The following is a 22,950-nucleotide window of genomic DNA, read 5'->3' as shown; positions in this document are numbered from 1 at the left end:
CGCGTCGGCCGCCTTCGCGGACGGTCGCCACGAAGTCACGCGTCACCGCTTCGTAAACGGCAAGCGTGAGGCCCGGCTTTCCCTCGAAGTAGCAAGACAGCATCGGCGGAGCTCCCCTACCTGCCGCGCCACCGCCGACAGGCTGAGGGCCTCGACGCCTTGCATGGCAATGAGCTGGCGTGCGCTTTGGGCGCCTCATGTTCCAGCCCGGCGCGCAGGCGCTCGCGACGCGGACCGACTGACGCCTTCCATAGGGGGCGCATACTCACGGTCTCAATGATGCCGGAGGTCTTACAGCATGCCGAGCGAGAGCGCGTAGAGGGACGAGGCCCGCCCCGGATCGCCCTGCTGCTGCACCAGGACGCCCATGAGCTTGAGAGCCAGTGCCTCCCCATGCTCCCAGCCGGCGTCCCGCGCGAGGTCCCGCGCACGCCGGCACGCCGGCACCGCCGCCTCCAGGCTGCCGCCCCTCCACAGAGCATGCGCCTGGGAGAGTTGCATGGCCGCCCGGCCGGCCGGATCGTTCTCCTGCTCCGCGGCGCGCAGCGCGGTCTCTGCCACGCGCAGCCAGTCCGACAGAGGCCGACGGTGCTGCAGGAAGTCCTGCACGGTCGCGACCAGCCGCCAGGCATACGGGCGCGGACCGTGCTCGGCCACATGTGTGATGGCCGACGCAATGTCCTTCCACTCGGCGTCGAACCACGCCAAAGCTTCGTCACGGCCGTCGAACCGTACGGGGTCGGCACCCGGTACGGGCGCAACGAGGTCGAGGCTGGCGTGCATACCCGCCGCCTGCGCGGCGTTCGCGGCACTGTGCAGATAGTGGTCAAGGACTCTCAGCAGCGCTGCCCGAGCCTGCTCGCCATCTTCTTCCAGGGCACGTTGACGCGCGTAGTCGTGTATGAGGTCGTGCCAGACGATCCTGTCGGGACCCGACCTCCGCACCAGGTGGATCCGGGCGGCGACGCCGAGTGCGTCGCGCACGTGGTCCACGTCCGCACCGACCGCTGCCGCAGCAGCGGCGAGCGAACGCTCGGTTCCCGATAGCACGCCGAGGAGCCGGAACGCCTCGCGGCTCCCGGCGGGGAGTGCCTCGTATGAGACGTCGAGCGCCAACTGCACCGACACACTGCTGTCCCCGTCCGCCCGCAGGTGGGAAAGCCGGCCGAGGCGGTCGAGATCGCGTACGTACTGGGCGATGCTGCCCGTCGGTTCGTCGGCCATGCAGGAGGCTGCGATACACAGGGCCAGGGGGAGGTGCCCGCACAGTGCCGCCAGCTCCGTCGCCGCACCGGCCTCCGCGTCCACCCGCTCCGCCCCCGCGGCATTGCGGAGCAGTTCGAAGGACTCACGGGCGTCGAGGACGCCGCAGGTGAGCCTGCGGGCCCCGTCCAGGGCGACGAGCCCGCCCAGCCGGGCGCGGCTGGTCACGACGGTGAGGGAATGGTCACTGTTGCAGAGTAGGGGCAGTACCTGCCCCCGGTCCGCCACGTCGTCCAGCACGACCATGACCGCCCGCTCGGCCAGGACCGTGCGGTACAGGGACGCCTGGGCGTCGAAGGACGCGGGGATGTCTGTCTGCTCGTAGCCCAGCCCCTGGAGCAGCAGGGGCAGTGCCTCCTCCGGGGTCATCGGCTCGGCCTTTGCGAAACCCCGCATGTTGAGGAACAACTGGCCGTCGGAGAAATGTCGTCCGGCGCGGTGGGCCCAGTGCAGCGCGAGTGCGGTCTTGCCAACGCCCGCGGGGCCGACGAGGAGAACGGCGTGCGCGGCGTCCTCACGCCAGGCATCCAGGCGCCGCATCTCGTTGTCGCGCCCGACGAAGAGCGGTGTCACCGGGGGAAGTTGCCGCGGCACAGGCGTACAGGCAGGGCGGGCAGCGCGGGTTGGGGGCCCAGGTGCCGGTGCGGGTGAGAGTGTGGAGGCGGGCTCGGGCGGGGCTGCGGGCCGGTTGTGCGGGGCCCTCAACAGGCGCAGGTGCAGCTCGCGGAGCTCGGCGGACGGCTCCACCCCGATCTCCTCCACGAGCCTGCGTCGGAACGTCGCATACACCTCCAGCGCCTCCGCTGTACGTCCCTCCTCCCGCAGCGACCGCATGAGTAACGCGTGCGGGCGCTCGCGCAGTGGGTGCTCCCGGGCGAGGCGGGACAGCTCGGCGACGGCCCAGGAGTGGTGCCCGAGCGCCACCGCGGCCTCCAGCCGCCCCTCCGTCGCGGCGGTGCGGAGTTCCTCGAAACGGCGGCGTTCCGGCGCCGACGGCAGGTCCGGCAACGGTTCGCCGCGCCAGAGCGCGAGGGCCCGGTCGTAGCTGCGCAGGGCGCCGGTCCAGTCGGTGTGCGCGGCGGCGCGGGAGCCGAGGCGTACCAGCTCTTCGAACTCGTACACGTCCAGCTGTCCGGACTCGACGCACATGACGTATCCGGGGTTGCGGGTCATCAGCGCCTCGGCGCCGGCGGGGCCGACGGTCCGGCGCACCTCGGCGACGAGGGACCGTACGCGCGCCTCCCCGGCGGCGGGCGGGTGCTCCCAGAGGCTGCGAACGATGTTCTCGACCGACACGACCTTGTTGGCGTCGAGCAGCAGCACACCGCACAGCGCACGCTGACGGCCCGTGAGCCGGACGGTGCGGCCGTCAACCTCGATTTCCAGAGGCCCCAGCAGGCGAAAGCGACGGTGCTGAACGGTCATCTCCAGACCATAACCGATACCTCGGACAGCGGGGCAACGGGATTCCTGACGTGCCCACGGCGTTACGGAGCCCGAGATGCGCCCGGGAAAAGCGCCACCCGGATCCATCGCGGACACAGTTCCATGCTGACACGGGATCACAGCTGAGATATATTTCAGGCATGCTGAGCGACACATTCTCCGACTTCGCCGATATGTTGACCGAAGAGATCGGCGCGAGCTGGCGCGCAACACCTTGCCATTTCCGGATCTCCGGATTCCGCGACGCTGTACTGGACTTGAACGGAATGGAAGGCTTGCTCGACGGCGGCCTGCTCAGAACACCCTATGCCGAATTGGTCATGGGTGGGCAGAAGCTGAATCCCGAGGAGTTCTGCCACAGCCGTCAGGTACGTGCGGCTAGGGCCGACGGCGTGGTCGACCCGGACCGCGTCCGCTCCTTCCTGAAAAACGGCGCGACGCTCGTCTTACCGCGGCTCGACCACTGGCACAGACCCACGCGGGAGCTGGCGGCGGCGGTGGGTCAGCGCCTGGGGCGGAGGGTCGACGCGTTTGCCTTCTGCACGGCGCCCGGCATGCCCGGCATACGGGTGCACCGCGACGACGCCGACGTGATCATGCTGCAGACGTCGGGCGCCAAGCGGTGGTCGATCCATGCCGGGCCGCAGGGCGGGATGTGGGGCCCCGGTCCCGCGGCCGACGCCGGGGATCCGCTCCTGGAGGTGGAGCTGCGGGAGGACGAGGCCCTGTACGTACCGAGGGGCTTCGCCCACGCGGGTGTGGGCGGCGATGCCTTCTCCGTTCACGTGTCGCTGACCGTCCGGGAGGTCGGCACCAAGGAGCTGCGGCAGGAGCTGGGCCGTAGGGTGCGGCGCGTCGGCGCGGAGCTGCCGCCTCGCCCGCTGGATGACATGGACCTGCACGAGGTTGCCCAGCGGCTGCTGCGAGAGGCCGCACGGGAGATCGCGGCCCTCTCCACCGAAGAGCTGATCAGCGGCGCCCACGAGTTGCAGGCACGGTTCGAAGACGGAAAGCCGCCAAATGAGTAGGAATTCCGAGAATCGACGGACCAGCACCGGATCACATATTCGAACCTACATCCGGAATCCACGCAATGAATTCCATAGCCGCCAGGGAATGCAGACTCCGCTCCACCGATTCCCGAAGAATTCCGACTGCCTCCGCGACCTCCGAGGTCGACCTGGATCCATCGCAGGACAGGAGCATATGCGCCAATTTCGGTGCTATCCGATAACAGCGCACGGGGTCTGATTTCGCCGTCGCCCGCATCACGTAATGTGTAGCACCTTCCGGGAATTCATGGGGCACCGGACCCTGGAGGATCATCCGGACCACTTCGGCCATCGGACGGCTGAATCCAGCCACAAGGACTCCGGGGCGGAGTACGGGCCGTGCGGTCGGTGCGGGGGCGACGGCATTCCATTGGGCCCGGGCTTCGTGCGAGCATGTTTCGAAGGAGACCGCCTCGGCGAGCAGCCTGTCGCGGGTGCCGACGCCGCCGGATGGGGGCTCCACCGCAGCACCGAGCCGTCGGCCTGTCGCGGCGGCGTCGTCAAAGGTGCCATGTTCTAGGCAGACCTGCATCAGACGGCTCTCGTCCTCCGTAGCCGCGACGAGCGCGAACGTGGCGGGGAAGGAGGCCCGGACCCAGCTCTCCCGGGAATACCGGGCCGTCGACGCCGTGACCGCGAAACCGCCGCACGGCAGGGCGGCCAGCTGCCGTGCTGCGTTCTCGTCCACGCCGTGGACCCGCGAGAAGCGCACCGGGTCGTCGCGCAGTTCGTCCGCGAGCCGGGCGTCGACCAAGATCCTGGCCAAGAGCCCCTGAAGGCTCGTCGAATCCGGCCGGTTCATCGCGCGTTCACGGTCAACGCACCTGCAGTCACGTGACCGATCGATTGACTTGCGGCGAGGGCGGAGCGGGTGCGGGTCAGCTCGTCCAGCAGCTCGCCGAAGTCGTCGGGGAAGTGCTGGTCGCGTTCGATGGACACGGCCTTGAGGTGGACCCGCGCCGCCACGTACTCCAGGAGCGCGAAGACGTCCTCGCTCACCGGACCGTCGTGCCGGTCGACGACGAGGCCGCCGGACGGCTCCTCCGGGACGTTGCCCGCCAGGTGTACCTGGACGACACGGTCCAGCGGGATCGCGTCGAGGAACGCGTACGGATCGAAGTGGTGGTTGACGGCATTGGTCGCCACGTTGTTCAGGTCCAGCAGCAGACCGCTGTCACAGCGCTCGAGGACCGTCGTGATGAACTCGGCCTCGGACAGGCCACCCGGCATTTCCATGTAGTACGTGATGTTCTCCAGCAGGAACGGCCGACCCAGGCGGTCCTCGACCGCCCGCGCTTTCGCGGCCACGGCGGCAGCCTTCTCCTCGGTACGCAGCACCGGGGCCAGCGTGAGCAGGTCGACTCCCCGCTCCCGCGTAAAGGCCAGGTGATCACTCACCCATGGGGCGTCGACGGCGTCGGCCACGGCCGCGACCGCATCCAGGTACGCCTGGTCCAGGGGAGCGTCGGAGCCAATGGACAGTTCCACGCCGTGCGGCACGAGCGTGAACGACCGCCGCAGTTCGAGCAGCAGTTCCGCGTCGCGTCCCCGCAGGAAGCGATCGGTGACGATCTCCAGCCAGTCGATCCGCGCCCGAGCGGCGAGCGTGTCGTCGTGGAGGGCCGAGCGGTAGCCAAGCCCCACCCCCAGCTCGGGAAGGTCGGGGAGCGAATTGCGGGGCATGCAGTGTCCTTCCGTTGTCCGTACGTACGTGGCCTGTGCGCGGCTTACGGGGGCGGTGCTGCGACAGGCGAGAGCGTCTTCGACGGCAGGGTGGGCACCGTGCCGCCGCGCTGGGCGGCGAGCAGGGCAGCGTACTCGCCCCCGGTGGCACTGAGCCCGGCGTGCGTGCCGAACTCGGCGACCCGACCCCGGTCCAGGACTACGACCCGGTCGTCGGGTTCCAGGTCGGGCAGCCGGTGGGTGATGAGCACCAGGGTCTTGTCGCGGCAGTGCGTGCGCAGCGCTCTGTTGACGAGGTCAGCGGTGTGGTGGTCGAGGGCGCTGGTGGCCTCGTCGACCACAAGTGTCCGGCAGTCGGCCAGCAGGGCGCGTGCGATGCCGAGCCGCTGTCGCTCGCCGCCGGAGAGGTGCAGCCCATTCTCCCCTACGGGTGTGTCGATGCCTTGGCCCAGGGCGGCGACGACCGTGTCGAGGCCGACGGCCTCCAGCGCGCGGTCGAGTTCCGTCGGGGTGGCGTCGTCGCGCGCGAAGAGTAGATTGTCCCGGACCGTGCCGTGCAGGAGCGCGATGTGCTGGGGCAGCAGCGTGACGGCGGAGCGCAGCCGTCCGGTGCCTTCCTTGCTGTCCAGGCGGACGCTGCCGCTGTCGGGCGGCAGCAGCCCGGCGAGGATAAGCCCGAGCGTGCTCTTGCCCGAGCCGGTGCGGCCCGTGACGACCGTGACGGAGCCGGGCGGAAGGTCCAGGTCCAGCCCGGCGATCGCCGGCGCGGGCGCCCCCGGGTAGTGGTACGAGACGCCACGCAGCCGCAGCTCGGCCGGGCCAGCCGCGACGGGCGTTGCTTCGGGGGCCGGCGGGACATCGGCCGGTGTCATATCGAGGTACTCCAGGACCCGCTCAAACATCGCGACGGACGTCTGGAGCGTGCCGCTCAGCCGCAGCAGGCTTTGCATTGGCGAGGCCAGCCTGGCCTGCAGCATGACCAGGACCACGACGGTCCCGATAGAGACCCCGGGCAGGAAGGTGCCGTAGATCCAGTAGATCAGGGGCGGGATGCAGGCGAACGACGCGCCGATGATGGTGATTGCGGACATGCCCACCATGCGCTGCCGGAACGTCACCTCCTGAATCTCGTCAGAGACGGCCACGAAACGCCGCCGCTGCGCGTCCGTCCGCCGCAGCGTGCGGCCGAGCAGGACGCCGGAGAGCGACAGGTCCTCGGCGACGTACCGGAGGACAGTGGTGAGCAACCCCTGGCGCCGCCGGGCCAGGTCGCGGCGGCGCCTGGCGAAGTGGGTGTTGAACACGCTGAGCAGGGCGGCCAGGGTTACGGACAGCACGGCGAGGGGCCAGCTGAGAACGACCATCGCGACGCACGCCGTGATCAGGGTGACGACCGAGCCCAACGCCTGCTGGAGGGTACCGGTCAGCAGGCGCTCGATGCCGTCGATGTCGCTGACCAGGCGGGACTGCACCTGCGTCGGGCCCTTCTCGCTGTAGAAGCGCAGCGGCTGGGCGTGGGCGCGGTCGTAGACGTCGACGCGCAGCCGCGACGAGACCCGCTGGGCGATCCAGTTGGTGAGTGCCGTCTGCGCGATGGCCAGGAGACTGGCGGCCAGCCCCATGAGCAGCATCAGCCCGCACAGTGTAGTGAGCAGCGTGGTGTCCCGGCGGGGCAGTGCCTCGTCGATGACCCGCTGGAGAAGCAGCGGCACCGCCGTCGACAGCGCGACCGTGATCACGGCCAGGCACAGGGAGAGAGCCGTGTTCCGGCGGTAGGGCCGCAGGCGTTTACCCATCCGCCGCAGTACCTGCCCGGTGCAGGCCTCCCGGGTCTGCTGTGCCGGTGCCCGGCCCACGGTCCTCATGGCCGGGCGACCGAATCGTGCGCGTGGCCGATGGCCACGGTGAACAGATGCCGCGCCCCGGCTTGGACGGCGGCGGCCGCACTCCGGACCGGGGCATGGGCAGCGCCGAACGCCGAGCACTCCAGGCCGTGCGTGCGGGCAGCGAGCCACACCGCGTACCCCGCCGAGCCCGCGCGGAACATCTGACCGGCCAGGGCGTCGGGGCCCACCCGCCGCACGGACCCGCACACGAACACATAGGCCGGTGCGTCGGTGTAGTCGCCGGCGAGTGCGTTCTCGTCGCACGGCACGCCGAGCGGGCGGAGCTTGCCGTCCGCCGACCAGGCGTACAGGTCCTTCGACAGGCCTTCGACGTGGCGGGCGGCGACAATCAGCTGCAGGACCGGGTCGCCGTAGCGGTCGGCCGGCCATTGCCGCCGTTGGGCGGCGGCGGCTCGGTCGAGCACCGCCAGCAGCGTTGACCTGGCCACGGGCACGTCGGTGAACTCTCGTACGGACTTTCTGCCCTCCAGTACCTCGTCCAGGGAGCGGGCACCGGGCGTGAGGGTGCCCACGGCGGAGTCCCGCCGGTCCGGCGCGGCGGCGGGAAACGGTGCACGGCGCCGCACCCGCTCGGCGGTGGCTGTGGCGGCTTCGTCCAGGGGGATCAGGGGCATGTCTCACCTCGGAGGAGTCCGGCAATCGCGGTCACGTACTGGTCATCAGTCAGGTCGAGGTGTTCGGCCGGTGATGCGTCCCAGCTCGTGGCGAACCGCACCGACAGCCCGTGTGCCCGTGCCACGGCGTCGAGTTGGGTGGCGGCACAGCCGGCGTCCAGATGAGTGAGGCGGTAGGCGAAATCCCGGTACTTGGCCGCCACCCTGCCGTGCGCCGCCGTGAACACGAGGGCCGCCTCGAGCTCGTCGACGCGCAGATCGGTGCCCGCCAGGATGCTCGCCATGGGCATGGGGTCAGCGCGTAGGGCGATCAGGGCGTGTGCCACGTCGTCGTAGCGGAACACGCTGCCCGGCAAGCCGGGCACACCGGCGTCGGTGAGGAGGTGAATCTCCACCGAGCCAAGCTGTCCCCCGGTGGGCGCCCAGCGCTGCCACGCGCCGTCGCCCGGACTGCCCCGGCGCCCCGCCGTGCGGGCCAGCAGGTCGGCGACCAGGGCGAGGTCCGGGGACCTGGGAGTGGGGGCGGAGGCTCGTGTGGGACCGGGGGCGGGGGCGGTGGTCTCGCCGAATACGCCCGGCAGGCGCAGGCGTTCGCCGGTAAGAGTGCGGCTCGGATACGCGTGGAACGCGGGCCGTTTCCTTCCGAGCTCCGCCCACCGCTCGCGGGCCGAGCGCGGCGGCGGGCCGCCCTGCAGAACGGCGGGTGCAGCGTGGTCGACCGCGCGCAGGTGGACGTCGACGGGGTCGGGCTCCGGTCCCCCGCCCCCGGTGTCGTCGCACGGGCAGCCAGGGCGCGGGACGACCACGTGCTGCTCGGTGGTCCAGTCGTCCTGGGAGATCCGTGTGATGCCGATCATAGCCGGGGCGGTCGCGCCGGTGAGCAGCGCGAAGACCTCGGAGGCGACGAGACCGGCGAGCGTGACGTCGGCCGCGGGCTGCCCGGGCTCCCCCGACGACCATCCGGCATCCACACGGCCCTTGTTCAGGCAATCCGGGCAGGCCGTGAAGCCCGTTAGGAAGAACGGCCCAATCTCGAACCATGTGGAGGAGGCCGCGACGCGCAGTACGGGGATGCCGAGGGGCCCGCACAGCTCGGCTGTCCGGGCCGGGCACTCCGGGTCCCCGGCGTCCTCGACCACGACAACCAGGTGGCGTTCCGTGCGGGTCAGAGCGGTGGCCGTGACGCCGTCGAGGGGGCCCGCCGCTGCGGCGCGGACGCCGCATGTGCGCAGGTCGACGGCGATCGCGGAGGCGACGGCGGAGCGGCCGGTCACGTGGACTGCGGTGGCTGCGAGGGCATCGAGCAGGGCGGGGGTGCTCGCATGGCCCCCGTTGCCGTCGAGGCTGCGGGAGTAGTGGTCCCGTACCTCCTTCGCCACTTCCCCCACCCCGGAACTCGGGTGAGGCACATCCAAGAGGGACCGGCTGCCGAGAAGCATGAGGACACGGTCCAACTGCGCCGGGGGGATTCCGAGCTCCGCCGCCACGTCGGCACGGCTCCGGGCACCATCGAGCAGCGGGAGCAGGCGGGGCAGGAGGTCAGTCGCGGATCGGCCACGGAACACATGGCGCTGCCCGGCGCCCTGCACGATCAACGCACCATCGGTCGGTACGACGGCAAGGCCCCTGCTCAGCAGGGGGGGTGCCTCACTGGACACCAGCGTCCTCCTTCGTGTTCAGGCGCAGCAGGACCCGCAGGTCCCGGTCGGGCAATGGCTGGCCACAGCGCGCGCAGCCATGGCAGGCGAGCAGGCGGTCCCGTCGTACGGACACGCCCCGCAGCCGGGCGGTGAGCACTTGGCCGACGTGGTCGCGGGGACGGCTCAGCACGGTGGCCGCGAGCCCGGCGGCCGTGGTGACGTGCTGGGGCAAGTGGCCGCGCGGGCCGCATCTGGGGTCGCGGTCGTACGCCGCGTGCAGCGCTGCGGTCTCCGGCCAGTGGCGGTCGTGCTGCGTCCGGCGCTCTTCCAGGCACCGGTGGCAGGGTCCGGCGCCCGGTACGACCAGAGGGCCTACCTGGAGCGTCGAGGGCTCCAGAACGACCGAGAGCCAGGGGATCCCGGTGGCGTGGGACCGCTCGTCGACCCGCTCGCAGAGCGCCGGGGCGGGCCGCCACAGAGCCAGGACGACGGCGCTGGGGGCACTGTCGAACGCGGCACACGGGTCACCGTCCGGCGGGAGGTCCGCGGTGAGGTCCCTACCGCCAGTCGTACGGGCCAGCAACCGCGCCACGCTGCGGCCGAACGGTCCGGTTCCGGCGAACACCGCCGAAGACGGATCAACTTCGAGGGGTGCCTGGGTCAGGCGAATGGCTGTGGCCATGGGTTCAGCTCCTCTTCCGGCAGCACGCGCAGCCCCATGCGGGCGGGTGCTTCGTAGAGCCGGGGATGCGCGGTGAACTGGGCGAAGGGGTGCAGGCTCAGGGGCTGGAGGTCAGGGATGACAACATGGACGGCGGTGAGTCCGACGTCCAGCAGTTCGCGCGGGGTCCGGTCGATGACCACGGGTCTGGCGCCCGCCTCGGCCAGGCACCGGGTCAACGCGGCGAGCGCCGGGTCCGGTGCGTCGGGCAGCGCCGCGCGGGATGGCCCGACACCCGCGTACCCGAACAGGAAGTCGAACGCGGCCGCATGCTCGGGCCGGCCCATGTAGCGCGCTCCGTCGGCCACCGCCGAGAACTGCGCCGGATCGGGCGGCGCTTCGGCGCCATCGAGCAGGAGTCCGGCCAGACCGACCGCTTCCTCCAGTGCCTTGGCGGCCGCCTCCCCCAGGCTGCGTTCCGTACCCGCCGCCACCCAGTGGCGCATGCGTGGATGGCGCTCCGCCGTCAGCACGCAGTAGGCGGTCGGGATCCCGATGTCCGTCGTGGCGTCGAGGATTCGGACGTCGAGATGGTGCTGCCGGCAGTCGGCGATCAGGTGACGCGTAAGGGGCGTGAGCCGCCCGTACGGAACAGTAGGCAGCGACAACCGCTGAAGCCACAGCACGGCCACCGCGTCCCGCTCGACGACCTCGAAGGTGGCGCGGACGACGGCCTCCACTGGATCGGTGTGAACGGCGTGCCCGGTCGACAGCCGGTGCAGGAACCGCTCCCCGTCGTCCAGGGGTGCGAGGTCCCGGCAGGCCATGACGGCGGGCACCCAGACCGGATCGGCCGTCACCAGGTCCAGTCCCTGGACCCATCGGATGGTGGCGTCCGGGTCGAACGGGACGACGGGGCACTCCGGAGCAGCCAGTTCCCGCGCGGAACAGCGCGGGTACCGGTCGGGTTCCAGACAGCGGCCGGCGAGCTCGTTCGCGGACGCGTGGACGACCTCCCGTTCGGGCGGGTCCAGCGCCATGGCGTACGATTCGGCGGCTTCCGCGACAGCAATGAACCGGGCTCGCGCGGCGTCGTCCCAGCTGCGCCCGCCGCCGCCCAACAGCGTGGTGCCACGGCGCCTGGCGCGGGAGGCTGGGGCGCCAGTCCGGGCGGTGGCGGACAACAGCCGGGCGCTGATTCGCGTCGGGCGTGCGTCACGGACCGCTGTCACCACCCCGTAGGGCGACACCAGGCTGTCGACGAGCTCCGAGTTCACTGTGTCTCCCCGTGCCCTGTCTGGCCGGGTCGATGGCCCGGCCAGACAGGGCATGTGCCTCTTGAAGTGGCTTGTCCGATGTCCGCTTACCGGCAGGACTCGCCGGAAGAACAGCCGTTGTAGCTGGAATTGCTCACACCGCACATGGGATCGAGTCCCTCCGTCCCGACGTCCTCGTAGTCGTCGAGATCGAGGTCCAGTTCCGGATTCGTGCCCGTTGCGTCCATCGTCTTCTCCTTCCCGCTTGGTCGGTAGGGGCAAGTCTCTTCAAGCGGTCCGTCACCGCCCGGTCGGCGCTCGGTCGGTCGGCGACCGAGTGCCGACCGAAGCCGCTGCCAGGCTGTGAAGCCACCAGTCACCCGACAGCAAGCAGGAGCGAGCGATGGTGCGCCAACAGGAGACCACCTCCCCTCCGACCTCCCTCGACGGCCTCGTCTCGCGGTTCGGGCTCGTCTCCCGGGTCGGTGCACTCCCGACGGCGGGTTTCCCTGGGGAGTACCACTTCTGGAAGGCGGAGGGCGGGAACACGCACCGCCACGGCGTCAGCGCCGGACCGGAACTGATCGGTGGCGGCCACGTGTGGGGTGATCCGCAGCGTGCCCGGTTCATCGCCATCGCGGAAACGGCGGAGCGGTACGCTGGCCACGACGTCCTGAGCGAGCACCGCATTCGTGCGACGGCCGACGAGTTGTCTGGGGAGTGTCTCGAACCGGAGCGGTACCCGCGCTGTTCACCAGAGGAGTACGCCCGTCCGGGCTGCCCCGTGGTGCCCTTCGACCCGGCCGCGCCGATCCGCTGGAGCTCCGGACTCGACCTGATTACCCGTGAACCGGTGTGGGTGCCGTCCGTCATGGCCTGTTACGGCGTAGCGGACGTCGGCCCCGCCGAACGCTTCGCCCCGCGGATCTCCACGGGCTTCGCCGTCCACACCGATCCCGTGGAAGCCGTCGTCCGGGGCATGTTCGAGGTCATCGAGCGGGACGCCAACGCGGTGCTCTGGCTGCAGCGGCTCCCCCTGCCTGAGATCCACTCGGCTCACCTGACCGGGGATGTGGTGCGGCTTGTCGAATGGTGCCGCCTCCGCTTCAAGGAGGTCCGCCTCTTCGATGCCACCTCCGACCTGGGTGTCCCGACGGCCTACTGTGTGATCTCCGCCCGGCATGACCGGCGTGCGCGGCAAATGGTGGGCGCGAGCTGCGGCCGCGACATCGGTGCCGCCGCGCACAAGGCCCTTTTGGAGGCGCTTGGCTCCCCCCTCCACATCCACAGCGTGCCAGAGAGCGACGCTGCGGACTCCCCAGAGACCATGTATGCCGCCGGAGACACCGCGCGATACATGGGGCGAGCCGAGCACCGTCACGCGTTCGACTTCCTGCTGGCGGCATCGGACGACCGGCCCGCCCCCTTCGTACGGCCGTCGCTGCCGGACGACCCGTCCGAGGCCCTGGCTCGGCTGCTGACGCGGTTCGCGGACGTGGGCATGCGGCCGGTCGCCGTCGACCGCACGCCCCGTGAGCTCGTGGACGTCGGGCTCACCGCCGTGAACGTGGTCATCGCCGACCTCCAGCCGATGGCACTCATGCCGCTGGCGCAGTTCACCGCGCACCCCCGGTTGTATGAGGCACCCGCGCGCATGGGGTACCGGGTACTGCCCCGAGAGTCCCTGAACCCCTGGCCGCAGCCGATGGGCTAGGAGCGAGCGCCCAGGAGGCGTTGGTGCGCCTGCCGTACGGCCCGGCCCGGTTCCACGCCGAGCTGGTCGACCAGTCGGCGCCGTAGACTCGTGTAGCAGTCGAGTGCCTCCGCGCCCCGCCCGCTGCGGTGGAGCGCGTCCATCAGCAGCAGCGCGACCGCCTCGTCCAGCGGCTGCTCCCGGGTCAGGTGGATGAGTTCGGGAAGCAGTTCCTCGTGCCGGCCCGCGCGCAGCCACGCCTCGGCGGCAGCCGTCCTGGCTGCGAGGCGTTCCCGCTCGAGTGCTTCGCCGACGCGGGAGGCCCAGGAGGAGTCTGCGTCGACGAGCGGTGTACCCGACGCCGTACGGATCGCCCGCTCGTAGAGGTAGGCGGCGACCGTGGCGTCAGTCTCCTCACGGGCCTGCCGGACCAGGGTACGGAACCTACTCACATCGGTGTCGGCGTGCTCCGCTGCCAGGAGGTAGCCACCATGCCGACGCACGACCCGGTCAGCGCCGCCGCCGAGGACAGCCAGGGCCCGCCGCAGCCGCTTGACGCAGGTGTACAGGGCATCTCGAGGGTCGGCGGGCAGCCGCTCGCCCCAGATCCGGCCGATCAGCCGCTCGTCGGGGACGAGTTCGCCGGGCTCCCAAGCCAGCGCCGCCAAGAGCGTACGGGCCCGCCCCGAGCTGGGGTGGACCCGGATTCCCCCGCCTACCACGTGCACTTCGCCGAAGAGCCGAAACTCCATCACGCACTCCCTCCCCAAAAACCTCTGTGCGACTCAACATGCCATTGAGTTGCACGGTGGCCGCCTGGATCGCGCATGGGCGCCCTGCGGCGACCGACACGGGGAAGCGGGCGAGGCTCCCTGAATTCGCCACCTGGGCAGGGGGCCTCGCTGTGGTGTCGGGGACGGACACGGGTTACTTGTCGCCGTCCTGCTCCAGGGATGCCAGGACAGGTCCATGACGACGTCGTCGCAGGGGTCTTGATGGTGGAGTGCTCCGGAAAGTGGCGGGCCGTAAGGTGACCCTCTTGGTTGCCAGGGAGCTAAACCAGCGGCAGCTCTTCCGTGGCGCACTTCTCCTGAACCTTCCCGGCAGCGGGTGTGGAAGAGGCAGTTGGACAGTGGGTTGATGGGCGACGGGACGTCACCCGGCGAGCGGATGCGCTCGCGTTACGGCCCGTCGACGGTCGCCTCGGGCGGACGAACCGGACGAACCGGACGAACCAGCTTCGTGCAAAGGCCCCTGAACCTATAGCCGTCTCAAGTTTTAGGTGCTCGGTGGTGGAGGCCGCGAAGAACCTTCAACGCCGGGCCATGGCGGTCGCGGGCGCTGGCATGAGCCACGCGCCTTACATACGTCGAGCTGGTCGGCGTACGGCTGGGCAGTGGCCAGGATCTCCTTGCCGAGGTGGCTGAGCCGCATCCGGTACCCGTACTGGCCGCGGATCAGGAGCTCCTTGGAAGTCTCGTCTCAGGTGCTGGATCTGCACGGTCAGCGTGGAGGGGGACAGACCACGTCACGGCAGTACGCCGCCAGAGAGGGGTAGTGCGCGACTTGGAGGAATCGGTGCAGTCGGCGGCGGCCGGCGAACGTGCGCACCGCCGGCTGCGGGGGGCGCGGGGAAGCGGTCCGCGTCCGGCGTGTCGGGGCGGGCCCAGTCCTTGCGCCGCTTCGACCCTGGCTACGGACGGCGCTCGGCCGCTCGGGTCCAGGTCGACCCGGGGCCGTTCCGCCAATATGTGGGCCCAGTCCGGGACGGCTTAGACGACTTGTCTGCCAAGTGTGGTGAGTTCGAGCTGACGGCCTCGCCCCGCTCGGATCAGCAGCGGGCCGCCGAGGTCCGCCTCCAGGCGCTTGAGCTGTTGGGGTTGGGTGAGGGTCGACGGGTGGATGCCGTGTATCTGTCATGCTTCGCCGAGGGTGGGACCTCGGCAGTGGTGACCAGGTAGAGCCGGAAACCCCAGAAGAAGCGTGAGTGGCTGCGGCAGTAGCCGTAGCCACAGTTTCCTGCCAGATCGGACCGCTTGCCCATCTCGCGTGAGGCTGCGCACGGCACCGGCGTCGACTCGATCAGCCACAAGCCGCCGTCCCAGGTGGGCACCTGTCCGGCCAGGGTCTCGACCGCGTGTGAGATCAGTGGCCCGGCGGCGTTGAGGCATTCGTTGTAGGCGGACTGCTAGGAGAGGTAGCGGAACAGGTGCCCCAGAAGGGCGTCCAGGCCAGGAGTCACACCAAAGCCAACAGGCGTCCTTCGCCATGGTCACGGCCAGCACAAACATCGGGCTCATTCATCTAGTGCCCGTCTTCCGGAAGTATCCGTACCGGCAGGTCCGCCATCGCCCCGCGCAGCGCGTCCGCCAGCTCCTCGAACTCGGCCTGGCGCGCCGCGCCCGTACGCATCGCCAGCGCGACCCGCCGCGACGGCGCGGGATCGGCGAACCGGCCGGTCAGCAGCCGGTCGTTGCGGCCGGTCTCGACCGTCACGGCCGTGCGCGGCAGCAGCGTCACGCCGAGGCCGCCCGCGACCAGCTGCACCAGGGTGGAGAGGCCCGCGGCGGTGGTGGTGACGGCGGCGCCGTCCTGACGGCCGGCCTCGCGGCAGATGTCCAGCGCCTGGTCGCGCAGGCAGTGCCCCTCGTCCAGCAGCAGCAGCCGCAACTCGCGCAGGGCCTCGCGCGGGATGTCGTCGCGGCCGCCCAGCTCGTGCCCCTCGGGCGTGACGAGGACGAAGTCCTCGTCGAACAGGGGCAGTTCCGTGACGCCCGGCACCCCCAGCGGCACCGCGAGCAGCAGCAGGTCGAGCCGCCCCGCCGCCAGGCCCTCCAGGAGCGAGGAGGTCTGCTCCTCGTGGACCTGGAGGTCCAGCTCCGGGTAGCGCTCGTGCACCAGACGCAGCACCGTCGGCAGCAGGTACGGCGCGACGGTCGGGATCACGCCGAGCCGCAGTACCCCGGTGAAGGGCGCCTGGGCCGCCTCCGCCTCCTCCATGAGCTCACCGACCGTGTCCAGCACGGCCTTGGCCCGTACCGCGAGCCGCTCACCCGCCGGGGACAGCAGCACCTTGCGTGTCGTACGCTCCAGCAGCTGGACACCGAGTGCCTCTTCGAGGGCCGAAACCGCGCCCGAAAGCGCCGGCTGGCTCATCCCGATCGCCGCCGCCGCGTCCCGGAAGTGCAGATGCTCGGCCACCGCCACGAACGCGCGGAGCTGGGCCAGACTGGGCTGCTTACCCTTATATACGGACACCACTGATAACCACCTTCGATCAACACGACCCAGTCTAGCTATTTCACTGATCAATGCACGCCGTGCCATGCTGGGGCTCCGTCCAACCCCCACGGAAGACCTCAAAAGGGACTTCCCCGCTGCAAGGAGAGCGTGTGCTCACTGTCGGTGACCAGTTCCCCACGTACGACCTGACCGCCTGCGTGTCGCTCGAGAGCGGCAAGGAGTTCGCGCAGATCGACCACAAGGCCTATGAGGGCAAGTGGCGCGTGGTGTTCTTCTGGCCGAAGGACTTCACCTTCGTCTGCCCCACCGAGATCGCCGCCTTCGGCAAGCTGAACGACGAGTTCGCCGACCGCGACGCCCAGATCCTCGGCGTCTCGGGCGACTCCGAGTTCGTGCACCACGCCTGGCGCAAGGACCACGCCGACCTGCGTGACCTGCCCTTCCCGATGCTCGCGGACTCGAAGCACGAGCTCATGCGCGACTGCGGCGTCGAGGGCGAGGACGGCTTCGCGCAGCGTGCCGTCTTCATCGTCGACCCGAACAACGAGATCCAGTTCTGCATGGTGACCGCCGGTTCCGTCGGCCGTAACCCCAAGGAGGTCCTGCGGGTGCTGGACGCCCTGCAGACCGACGAGCTGTGCCCCTGCAACTGGACCAAGGGCGAGGACACCCTCGACCCGGTCAAGCTGCTCTCCGGCGAGTGACGAAAGCGACCCTCTGACATGGCTCTCGACGAACTGAAGTCCGCCATACCGGACTACGCCAAGGACCTGAAGCTGAACCTCGGCTCGGTCATCGGCAACAGCGAGCTCCCCCAGCAGCAGCTGTGGGGCACGGTCCTCGCCTGCGCGATCGCCTCGCGCTCGCCGAAGGTCCTGCGCGAGCTGGAGCCGGAGGCCAAGGCGAACCTCTCGCCCGAGGCGTACCAGGCCGCCAAGTCCGCCGCCGCGATCATGGCGATGAACAACGTCTTCTACCGCACGCGCCACCTGCTCTCCGACCCGGAGTACGGCACGATGCGCGCCGGTCTGCGGATGAACGTCATCGGCAACCCGGGTGTGGAGAAGGTCGACTTCGAGCTGTGGTCGCTCGCCGTCTCCGCCATCAACGGCTGCGGCATGTGCCTCGACTCCCACGAGCAGGTGCTGCGCAAGGCCGGCGTGGAGCGCGACACGATCCAGGAGGCGTTCAAGATCGCCTCGGTGATCCAGGCGGTCGGCGCGACGCTCGACGCCGAGGCCGTCCTCGCGGAGTAGTCAGCCGTACGCGTACGAAGGGGCCCACCGACCTGCGAGTCGGTGGGCCCCTTCGTCGTGTCCGCGTATCCCTGCTACACCGGCGGCGCCACCTGCGGCTCCCCCGGCGGCGCGTGCCGCAGGGCCTGCTCGTAGCTGAACGCCCGCAGATAGCCGACGACCGTGTTGGTGACCGCGACCAGCGGGACCGCGACCACCGCGCCGCCGATGCCGGCGATCAGACCGCCCGCCGCGACCGTGAGGACGACCGCGAGCGGGTGGACCCGCACCGCGCGGCCCAGGATGAACGGCTGGAGGACGTGGCCCTCGATCTGCTGGACGGCGAGCACCACGACCAGCACCATCAGCGCCGTGAAGACGCCCTGGGTGACCAGGCCGACGATCACCGCGAGGGCACCGGAGATCACCGCGCCCACCAGCGGGATGAAGGCGAAGAGGAAGATGAGCACGCCGAGCGGCACGGCCAGCGGCACATCGAGGAAGTAGATGCCGAGGCCGATGAAGACGGCGTCGATGAGGGCCACGATCAGCGTGCCGCGTACGTACGCGGTGAGGGTGCGCCAGGCGCGCGGACCGGCACCCGCGACGCCCGGACGCGCCTGCGCCGGCACCAGCTTGAGCACCCAGCTCCAGACCTTCTTCCCGTCGTACAGCAGGAAGAGCGTCGAGAACATCGTCAGCAGGATGCCGGTGATCACCTCGACCAGCACGGTCACGCCCTGGAGGCCGGCGGTGGTGATCTCCTCCGTGTTGGTGCCGATGGTGTCGCTGAGGTTCTTGGCGATGTCGTTGATCTGCTGCTCGGTGACGTGGAAGGGGCTGTTCAGCAGCCAGCGCTTCAGCTCGTCGATACCGTCCCGGAGGCGGTCGGAGATGTCGCCGAGGTTGTCCAGCACCTGCCAGACGACGAACCAGCCGACGAGGCCCATGATGACGAAGCCCGTGATGGCCGTGACGGCGGTGGCGAGCCCGCGCGGCAGGCCCCAGCGCGTCAGCCGGGCCACGGTGGGCTGGAGCAGGGCGGTGATCAGCAGCGCGGCGACGAAGGCGAGCACCACCAGCTGGACGTTGCTGATGGCCTTCATCAGCACCCAGAGCGCGCCCGCGAGGACGAGCAGCCGCCAGCCGGCCTCGGCCGCGACGCGGATGCCCCACGGGATGGCGTCGACGGGATCGGGGCGGGCGGCGACGGCGGGGGCGTACGCGGGCGGGGCCGGAACGCTCCCCGGCGCCTGCGCGCCGTTCTCACCGGAACCGTTGCTCTCGCCGGAACCACCGGGCGCGCCGGTGCCACCGGCACCCGCGGCCGCGCCGGCCGCGCCCGGGAAGCCGGGGCCGCCCGGACCGGCGGGCACGCCGGGGCCACCCGGTTCGCCGGACTCGCTCTCGGCTCGGCGGCGCTCCTCCAGGAGCCGCCCCATCCGGGTCAGACCGGCGCCCAGCCGGCCCAGCCACCCTGGCACTTTCGACATGATCTTCTCTCTTCCCCCCACCGCTCCCCCGGGAGTACGGGCTCCTCGACGGTACACGCACGAAGCCCCTCACCGTAGGACGGTGAGGGGCTCGCGGAGTCGCGCGGGGCGGGCGGCCTTGACGGCGGCCTGCGGAGACGACCTAGTACCAGTGGTTGGCCTGCCAGAAGCTCCACGCGCCGCACGGGCTGCCGTAGCGGTCGTTCATGTAGTTCAGGCCCCACTTGATCTGGGTGGCCGGGTTGGTCTGCCAGTCCGCGCCGGCGGACGCCATCTTGGAGCCCGGGAGCGCCTGGACGAGGCCGTACGCGCCCGAGGACGGGTTCGTCGCGCGGTAGTTCCAGTCGGACTCGTGGTCCACGATGTTGCTGAAGCACTGGAACTGGTCGCCCGGGATCATCTGACGGGCCATCGCCTGGACCTCGGCGACGCTGTACGACGACTGGGTCGCGAAGCTGGAGGCCGAGCGCACCTCGTCGCGGCTGGCGCGCTCCTTGGCCTCGCGCTCCTCCCGCTCCTTGCGCTCCTTCTCGGCCTTCTCCTCGGCGGCTTCCTTCTTCGCCTGGGCGTCCTTGGCGGCCTGGATGCGGGCGGCCTCCTCGGCGGACTTCTGGGCGGCGGAGTCGGCGGCGGCGGCCTGGGCCTCGGCCTGCTGCGTCAGCGACGAGACCTGTACCTGGGCCTGCTGGCCGACGGGGATGTCCGCAAGGAGCGTCGCGTCGGCGGCAGCGGCCTCGAAGTTGTTCTCCGGCTGCTGGGCGTTGCCCGAGGCAACACCGACGACGGCGCCGACAGTGGTGACCGCGGTGGCAGACGCCACTGCGAATCCCCGGACCGAGATCCGGCTCACACGGTTTCCTTCCAGCATCGCCCGCTTAGGTGACCTCGCGGGCGAAATCGTGCCCCTGGCGCTGGTCCCCCCACTGCTGGGTCACGGGGGACACGGGCCCGGTGGGCAACTCCCTTGCGGGAGTGCCGCGTGGTGCTCGGGCGGCATACGGCGAACAGGTCTTGAGTTGTTACAGGTGTGCCGTATGCGGGGCCTGACGGAAGCAAGACTCTGCCCGACCGCGACACCGCAAGGCAATTATTCGTTGCGTGGGAAAGCTCACACGCCCTTTCCGGCAAAGGTTTTACAGAAGGGGGCGCGCGACACGACGCCGCCCGGCTAAGCTCTCGCGCTTTGCCGGGCGGCGCCAACTGCTGTAGCCCATTACGGGCATTCGCGGATCAAACTACCCCGTCCTCCAGCATTTCGGTCACGAGCGCGGCGATCTGCGAGCGCTCCGAGCGGGTCAGGGTCACGTGCGCGAAGAGCGGATGGCCCTTCAGTTTCTCGACGACGGCGACGACTCCGTCGTACCGGCCGACCCGCAGGTTGTCGCGCTGGGCCACGTCGTGCGTCAGGACGACCCGGGAATTCGACCCGATACGGGACAACACGGTCAGCAGCACGTTGCGTTCGAGGGACTGGGCTTCGTCCACGATGACGAACGCGTCGTGGAGGGACCGCCCGCGGATGTGGGTGAGCGGCAGGACCTCCAGCATCCCGCGGCTGAGGATCTCCTCGATGACCTCCTTGCCCGCCACCGCCGACAGCGTGTCGAACACCGCCTGCGCCCAGGGGCCCATCTTCTCCGCCTCGGTGCCCGGCAGATAGCCGAGCTCCTGCCCGCCGACGGCGTACAGCGGCCGGAAGACCATCACCTTCTGGTGCTGCCGCCGCTCCAGGACCGCCTCCAGGCCCGCGCACAGCGCGAGCGCCGACTTGCCCGTACCGGCGCGGCCGCCCATCGAGACGATGCCGACGTCCGGGTCGAGGAGCAGGTCGAGCGCGATGCGCTGCTCGGCGCTGCGGCCCCGGATGCCGAACGCCTCGCGGTCGCCGCGCACCAGGCGCACGTTCCCGTCGGGCGCGATGCGGCCGAGCGCCTTGCCGCGCTCCGACGACAGGACGAGACCGGTGTGCACCGGCAGTCCGACCGCTTCGGGGACGTACAGCGACTCCTCGGTGAACAGGAGGTCGATCTGGTCCGCCGAGAGGGGCAGTTCCGCCATGCCGGTCCAGCCGGAGTCGGTGATGGCGAGCTCGGCGCGGTACTCCTCGGCGAGCAGGCCGACCGACGACGCCTTGATGCGCAGCGGCAGGTCCTTGGAGACGACGGTGACGTCGTACCCCTCGGCCTGGAGGTTGCGCGCGACGGCGAGGATCCGCGAGTCGTTGTCGCCGAGGCGGTAGCCGGCCGGGAGGACGGCGGGGTCCGAGTGGTTGAGCTCCACACGCAGGGTCCCGCCGAGCTCGCCGATCGGCAGCGGGGCGTCGAGGCGGCCGTACCGGACCCGCAGGTCGTCCAGCAGGCGCAGCGCCTGCCGGGCGAAGTAGCCGAGCTCCGGGTGGTGCCTCTTGGCCTCCAGCTCCGTGACCACGACGACGGGGAGCACGACCTCGTGCTCGTCGAAACGGGCCATGGCACCGGGGTCGGCCAGCAGGACGCTGGTGTCGAGGACGTAGGTGCGCCTGTCGTTGAGGCGGCGCTTTGTGCTGGTCACCACGGTAGGACGGACCCCCTCTGATAGAGGTGCATGAGGTCGGGGTGCGACGGCGGCGGCGACGGCGGCTTCGGCGACGGCGGCGGCGTCGCGGGAGATGGAGCCGGGCTCCGGCCACCTTGCGCGGGCCGAGCTCCGGCCCTCCGCGTCGTCCGTACACGGGGTGCACGGTCGTCCTGGTGCAAAGGGCCTCCCGGGCGAGCGGGCTTGAGTGCCGCTCACTCTGGGAGGGGTATTCCCGCGCTACCGCAGGTCCATGCCATGGCATATGACGACGCGTCGATGAACGCCGGGTGTCCTGGGGACACCACCTGGGTGCGGGATGTCGGTGCCGTGGTGCGGCGGTGCCGTCAGGTGCCGTAGCGCCGGTGGCGGGCGGCGTAGTCGCGCAGGGCGCGCAGGAAGTCCACCTTGCGGAAGGCCGGCCAGTGGACCTCGCAGAAGTAGTACTCGGAGTGGGCGCTCTGCCAGAGCATGAAGCCCGACAGCCGCTGCTCGCCGCTGGTGCGGATGACCAGGTCCGGGTCGGGCTGGCCGCGGGTGTAGAGGTGTTCCGCGATGAGGTCGGTGTCGACGATCTCGGCGAGCTCCTCGAAGCTCGTGCCCTTCTCCGCGTGCGCCAGCAGCAGCGAGCGGACCGCGTCCGCGATCTCCTGGCGGCCGCCGTAGCCCACGGCGACGTTCACGAGTATGCCCGTGTGGTCGCGGGTCTTCTCCTCGGCCTCCTTCAGGACGGCCTGCGTCCGCGCCGGCAGCAGGTCCAGCGTGCCGACGTGGTGGACGCGCCAGCGGCCGTCGGCGGCGAGGTCGCGCACGGCGTTCTCGATGATGCCGAGCAGCGGCACCAGCTGCTTCTCGGGCCGGTTGAGGTTGTCGGTGGACAGCATCCACAGGGTGACGACCTCGACGTCCGTCTCGGCGCACCAGCCGAGCAGCTCCTGGATCTTGCTCGCGCCCGCCTTGTGGCCCTGCTCCGGAGTGCCGCCGGACGCCTTCGCCCACCGCCGGTTCCCGTCGAGGATGACGCCGATGTGCTTCGGCACCTGGGCGTGGTCGAGGCGGCCCTCGACCCGGCGTGCGTAGAGCCTGTACACCAGGTCGCGCAAGTTCACCGATCTCACCTCTCGATTTGCGTGCGGGCCCGCAACGGCGTCGGCCCAGGGGGATCGATTCCGGCTCACCGCCGCTGTCCCCGAGGCCGCCACATTACTGCG

At 70.4% G+C, this 22,950-nt stretch carries 20 protein-coding genes and 2 pseudogenes; 4 read left to right on the top strand and 18 right to left on the bottom strand.

All coding sequences use genetic code 11. From position 1 onward, the window contains the following. Positions 1-291: 291 nt before the first annotated feature. Entirely contained in the window at positions 292-2,688 is a 2,397-nt protein-coding gene (locus tag ABZX67_RS14615) for a BTAD domain-containing putative transcriptional regulator (protein WP_355359230.1), read from the bottom strand. A 161-nt stretch (positions 2,689-2,849) separates the two neighbouring features. On the opposite strand from ABZX67_RS14615, the gene ABZX67_RS14610 reads away from it, so the two are divergent. After that, positions 2,850-3,737 (top strand): cupin domain-containing protein, encoded by an 888-nt coding sequence (locus ABZX67_RS14610; protein ID WP_355359227.1) that lies wholly within the window; start codon positions 2,850-2,852, stop codon positions 3,735-3,737. Positions 3,738-3,768: 31 nt separating this feature from the next. Here the strand turns inward: ABZX67_RS14610 and ABZX67_RS14605 are convergent, their stop codons facing one another. From ABZX67_RS14605 to ABZX67_RS14570, 8 genes are all read right to left on the bottom strand, one after another. Further along, positions 3,769-4,563, bottom strand: coding sequence for a hypothetical protein (locus tag ABZX67_RS14605; protein ID WP_355359224.1), 795 nt, complete (start codon positions 4,561-4,563; stop codon positions 3,769-3,771). Continuing rightward, positions 4,560-5,444 (bottom strand): DUF692 domain-containing protein, encoded by an 885-nt coding sequence (locus tag ABZX67_RS14600; protein WP_355359221.1) that lies wholly within the window; start codon positions 5,442-5,444, stop codon positions 4,560-4,562. The genes ABZX67_RS14605 and ABZX67_RS14600 overlap by 4 nt, the downstream gene beginning before the upstream one ends. A gap of 44 nt (positions 5,445-5,488) precedes the next feature. Continuing rightward, on the bottom strand, positions 5,489-7,240 hold the full coding sequence (locus ABZX67_RS14595; protein ID WP_355359218.1) for an ABC transporter ATP-binding protein: 1,752 nt from the start codon (positions 7,238-7,240) through the stop codon (positions 5,489-5,491). Between the two features lie 65 nt (positions 7,241-7,305). Next, on the bottom strand, positions 7,306-7,965 hold the full coding sequence (locus ABZX67_RS14590; RefSeq protein WP_355359215.1) for a nitroreductase family protein: 660 nt from the start codon (positions 7,963-7,965) through the stop codon (positions 7,306-7,308). Then, positions 7,956-9,344, bottom strand: a complete 1,389-nt coding sequence (locus ABZX67_RS14585) for a nitroreductase family protein (protein WP_355359212.1) — start codon at positions 9,342-9,344, stop codon at positions 7,956-7,958. The genes ABZX67_RS14590 and ABZX67_RS14585 overlap by 10 nt, the downstream gene beginning before the upstream one ends. A gap of 268 nt (positions 9,345-9,612) precedes the next feature. Next, positions 9,613-10,287, bottom strand: coding sequence for a TOMM precursor leader peptide-binding protein (locus ABZX67_RS14580; RefSeq protein ID WP_355359209.1), 675 nt, complete (start codon positions 10,285-10,287; stop codon positions 9,613-9,615). Continuing rightward, the gene (locus tag ABZX67_RS14575; protein WP_355359206.1) at positions 10,266-11,543 is read right to left on the bottom strand and encodes a YcaO-like family protein; all 1,278 of its coding nucleotides are present in this window, start codon (positions 11,541-11,543) and stop codon (positions 10,266-10,268) included. Before ABZX67_RS14575 ends, ABZX67_RS14580 begins: the two co-directional genes overlap by 22 nt. Before the next feature lie 86 nt (positions 11,544-11,629). Beyond that, positions 11,630-11,770, bottom strand: coding sequence for a hypothetical protein (locus ABZX67_RS14570; protein ID WP_355359203.1), 141 nt, complete (start codon positions 11,768-11,770; stop codon positions 11,630-11,632). Positions 11,771-11,925: 155 nt separating this feature from the next. On the opposite strand from ABZX67_RS14570, the gene ABZX67_RS14565 reads away from it, so the two are divergent. Next, positions 11,926-13,236 carry a YcaO-like family protein gene (locus tag ABZX67_RS14565; RefSeq protein ID WP_355359200.1) on the top strand — a complete coding sequence of 437 codons (1,311 nt, stop codon included), beginning with the start codon at positions 11,926-11,928 and terminating at the stop codon, positions 13,234-13,236. On the opposite strand, the gene ABZX67_RS14560 is transcribed toward ABZX67_RS14565, so the two are convergent. The 5 genes and pseudogenes from ABZX67_RS14560 to ABZX67_RS14540 all read right to left on the bottom strand — a co-directional run bounded on the left by ABZX67_RS14560 (position 13,233) and on the right by ABZX67_RS14540 (position 16,476). Further along, positions 13,233-13,967 (bottom strand): BTAD domain-containing putative transcriptional regulator, encoded by a 735-nt coding sequence (locus ABZX67_RS14560; RefSeq protein WP_355359197.1) that lies wholly within the window; start codon positions 13,965-13,967, stop codon positions 13,233-13,235. The two genes, ABZX67_RS14565 and ABZX67_RS14560, sit on opposite strands and share 4 nt — an antisense overlap. 239 nt (positions 13,968-14,206) lie before the next feature. After that, positions 14,207-14,396: pseudogene (locus ABZX67_RS14555) on the bottom strand (dipeptide/oligopeptide/nickel ABC transporter ATP-binding protein); the annotation flags it as partial. A 591-nt stretch (positions 14,397-14,987) separates the two neighbouring features. After that, the gene (locus ABZX67_RS14550; protein ID WP_355359288.1) at positions 14,988-15,119 is read right to left on the bottom strand and encodes a LysR family transcriptional regulator; all 132 of its coding nucleotides are present in this window, start codon (positions 15,117-15,119) and stop codon (positions 14,988-14,990) included. A 35-nt stretch (positions 15,120-15,154) separates the two neighbouring features. Next, positions 15,155-15,403 (bottom strand): annotated as a pseudogene (locus ABZX67_RS14545) (IS982 family transposase); the annotation flags it as partial. Between the two features lie 116 nt (positions 15,404-15,519). Beyond that, positions 15,520-16,476, bottom strand: a complete 957-nt coding sequence (locus tag ABZX67_RS14540) for a LysR substrate-binding domain-containing protein (RefSeq protein WP_355359194.1) — start codon at positions 16,474-16,476, stop codon at positions 15,520-15,522. A 131-nt stretch (positions 16,477-16,607) separates the two neighbouring features. Here ABZX67_RS14540 and ABZX67_RS14535 point away from each other — a divergent pair, with 131 nt between their 5' ends. Continuing rightward, complete coding sequence (locus ABZX67_RS14535; protein ID WP_355359191.1) at positions 16,608-17,162, top strand: peroxiredoxin; 555 nt, start codon at positions 16,608-16,610, stop codon at positions 17,160-17,162. An 18-nt stretch (positions 17,163-17,180) separates the two neighbouring features. After that, positions 17,181-17,714: an alkyl hydroperoxide reductase gene (locus tag ABZX67_RS14530; protein ID WP_355359188.1), complete on the top strand. Its 534-nt coding sequence runs from the start codon at positions 17,181-17,183 to the stop codon at positions 17,712-17,714. Positions 17,715-17,788: 74 nt separating this feature from the next. On the opposite strand, the gene ABZX67_RS14525 is transcribed toward ABZX67_RS14530, so the two are convergent. The 4 genes from ABZX67_RS14525 to ABZX67_RS14510 all read right to left on the bottom strand — a co-directional run bounded on the left by ABZX67_RS14525 (position 17,789) and on the right by ABZX67_RS14510 (position 22,848). Continuing rightward, on the bottom strand, positions 17,789-19,186 hold the full coding sequence (locus ABZX67_RS14525) for an AI-2E family transporter (RefSeq protein WP_355359185.1): 1,398 nt from the start codon (positions 19,184-19,186) through the stop codon (positions 17,789-17,791). Between the two features lie 142 nt (positions 19,187-19,328). Next, positions 19,329-20,036 (bottom strand): transglycosylase SLT domain-containing protein, encoded by a 708-nt coding sequence (locus ABZX67_RS14520; RefSeq protein WP_355359182.1) that lies wholly within the window; start codon positions 20,034-20,036, stop codon positions 19,329-19,331. Positions 20,037-20,416: 380 nt separating this feature from the next. After that, positions 20,417-21,739 (bottom strand): PhoH family protein, encoded by a 1,323-nt coding sequence (locus ABZX67_RS14515; protein WP_355359179.1) that lies wholly within the window; start codon positions 21,737-21,739, stop codon positions 20,417-20,419. Positions 21,740-22,086: 347 nt separating this feature from the next. Continuing rightward, complete coding sequence (locus tag ABZX67_RS14510; protein WP_355359176.1) at positions 22,087-22,848, bottom strand: isoprenyl transferase; 762 nt, start codon at positions 22,846-22,848, stop codon at positions 22,087-22,089. Positions 22,849-22,950: the final 102 nt, after the last annotated feature.

This window comes from Streptomyces sp. NPDC003036 (genome assembly GCF_040611175.1).
Taxonomy (GTDB): domain Bacteria; phylum Actinomycetota; class Actinomycetes; order Streptomycetales; family Streptomycetaceae; genus Streptomyces.
This window is presented reverse-complemented; position numbering and strand designations above follow the sequence as displayed.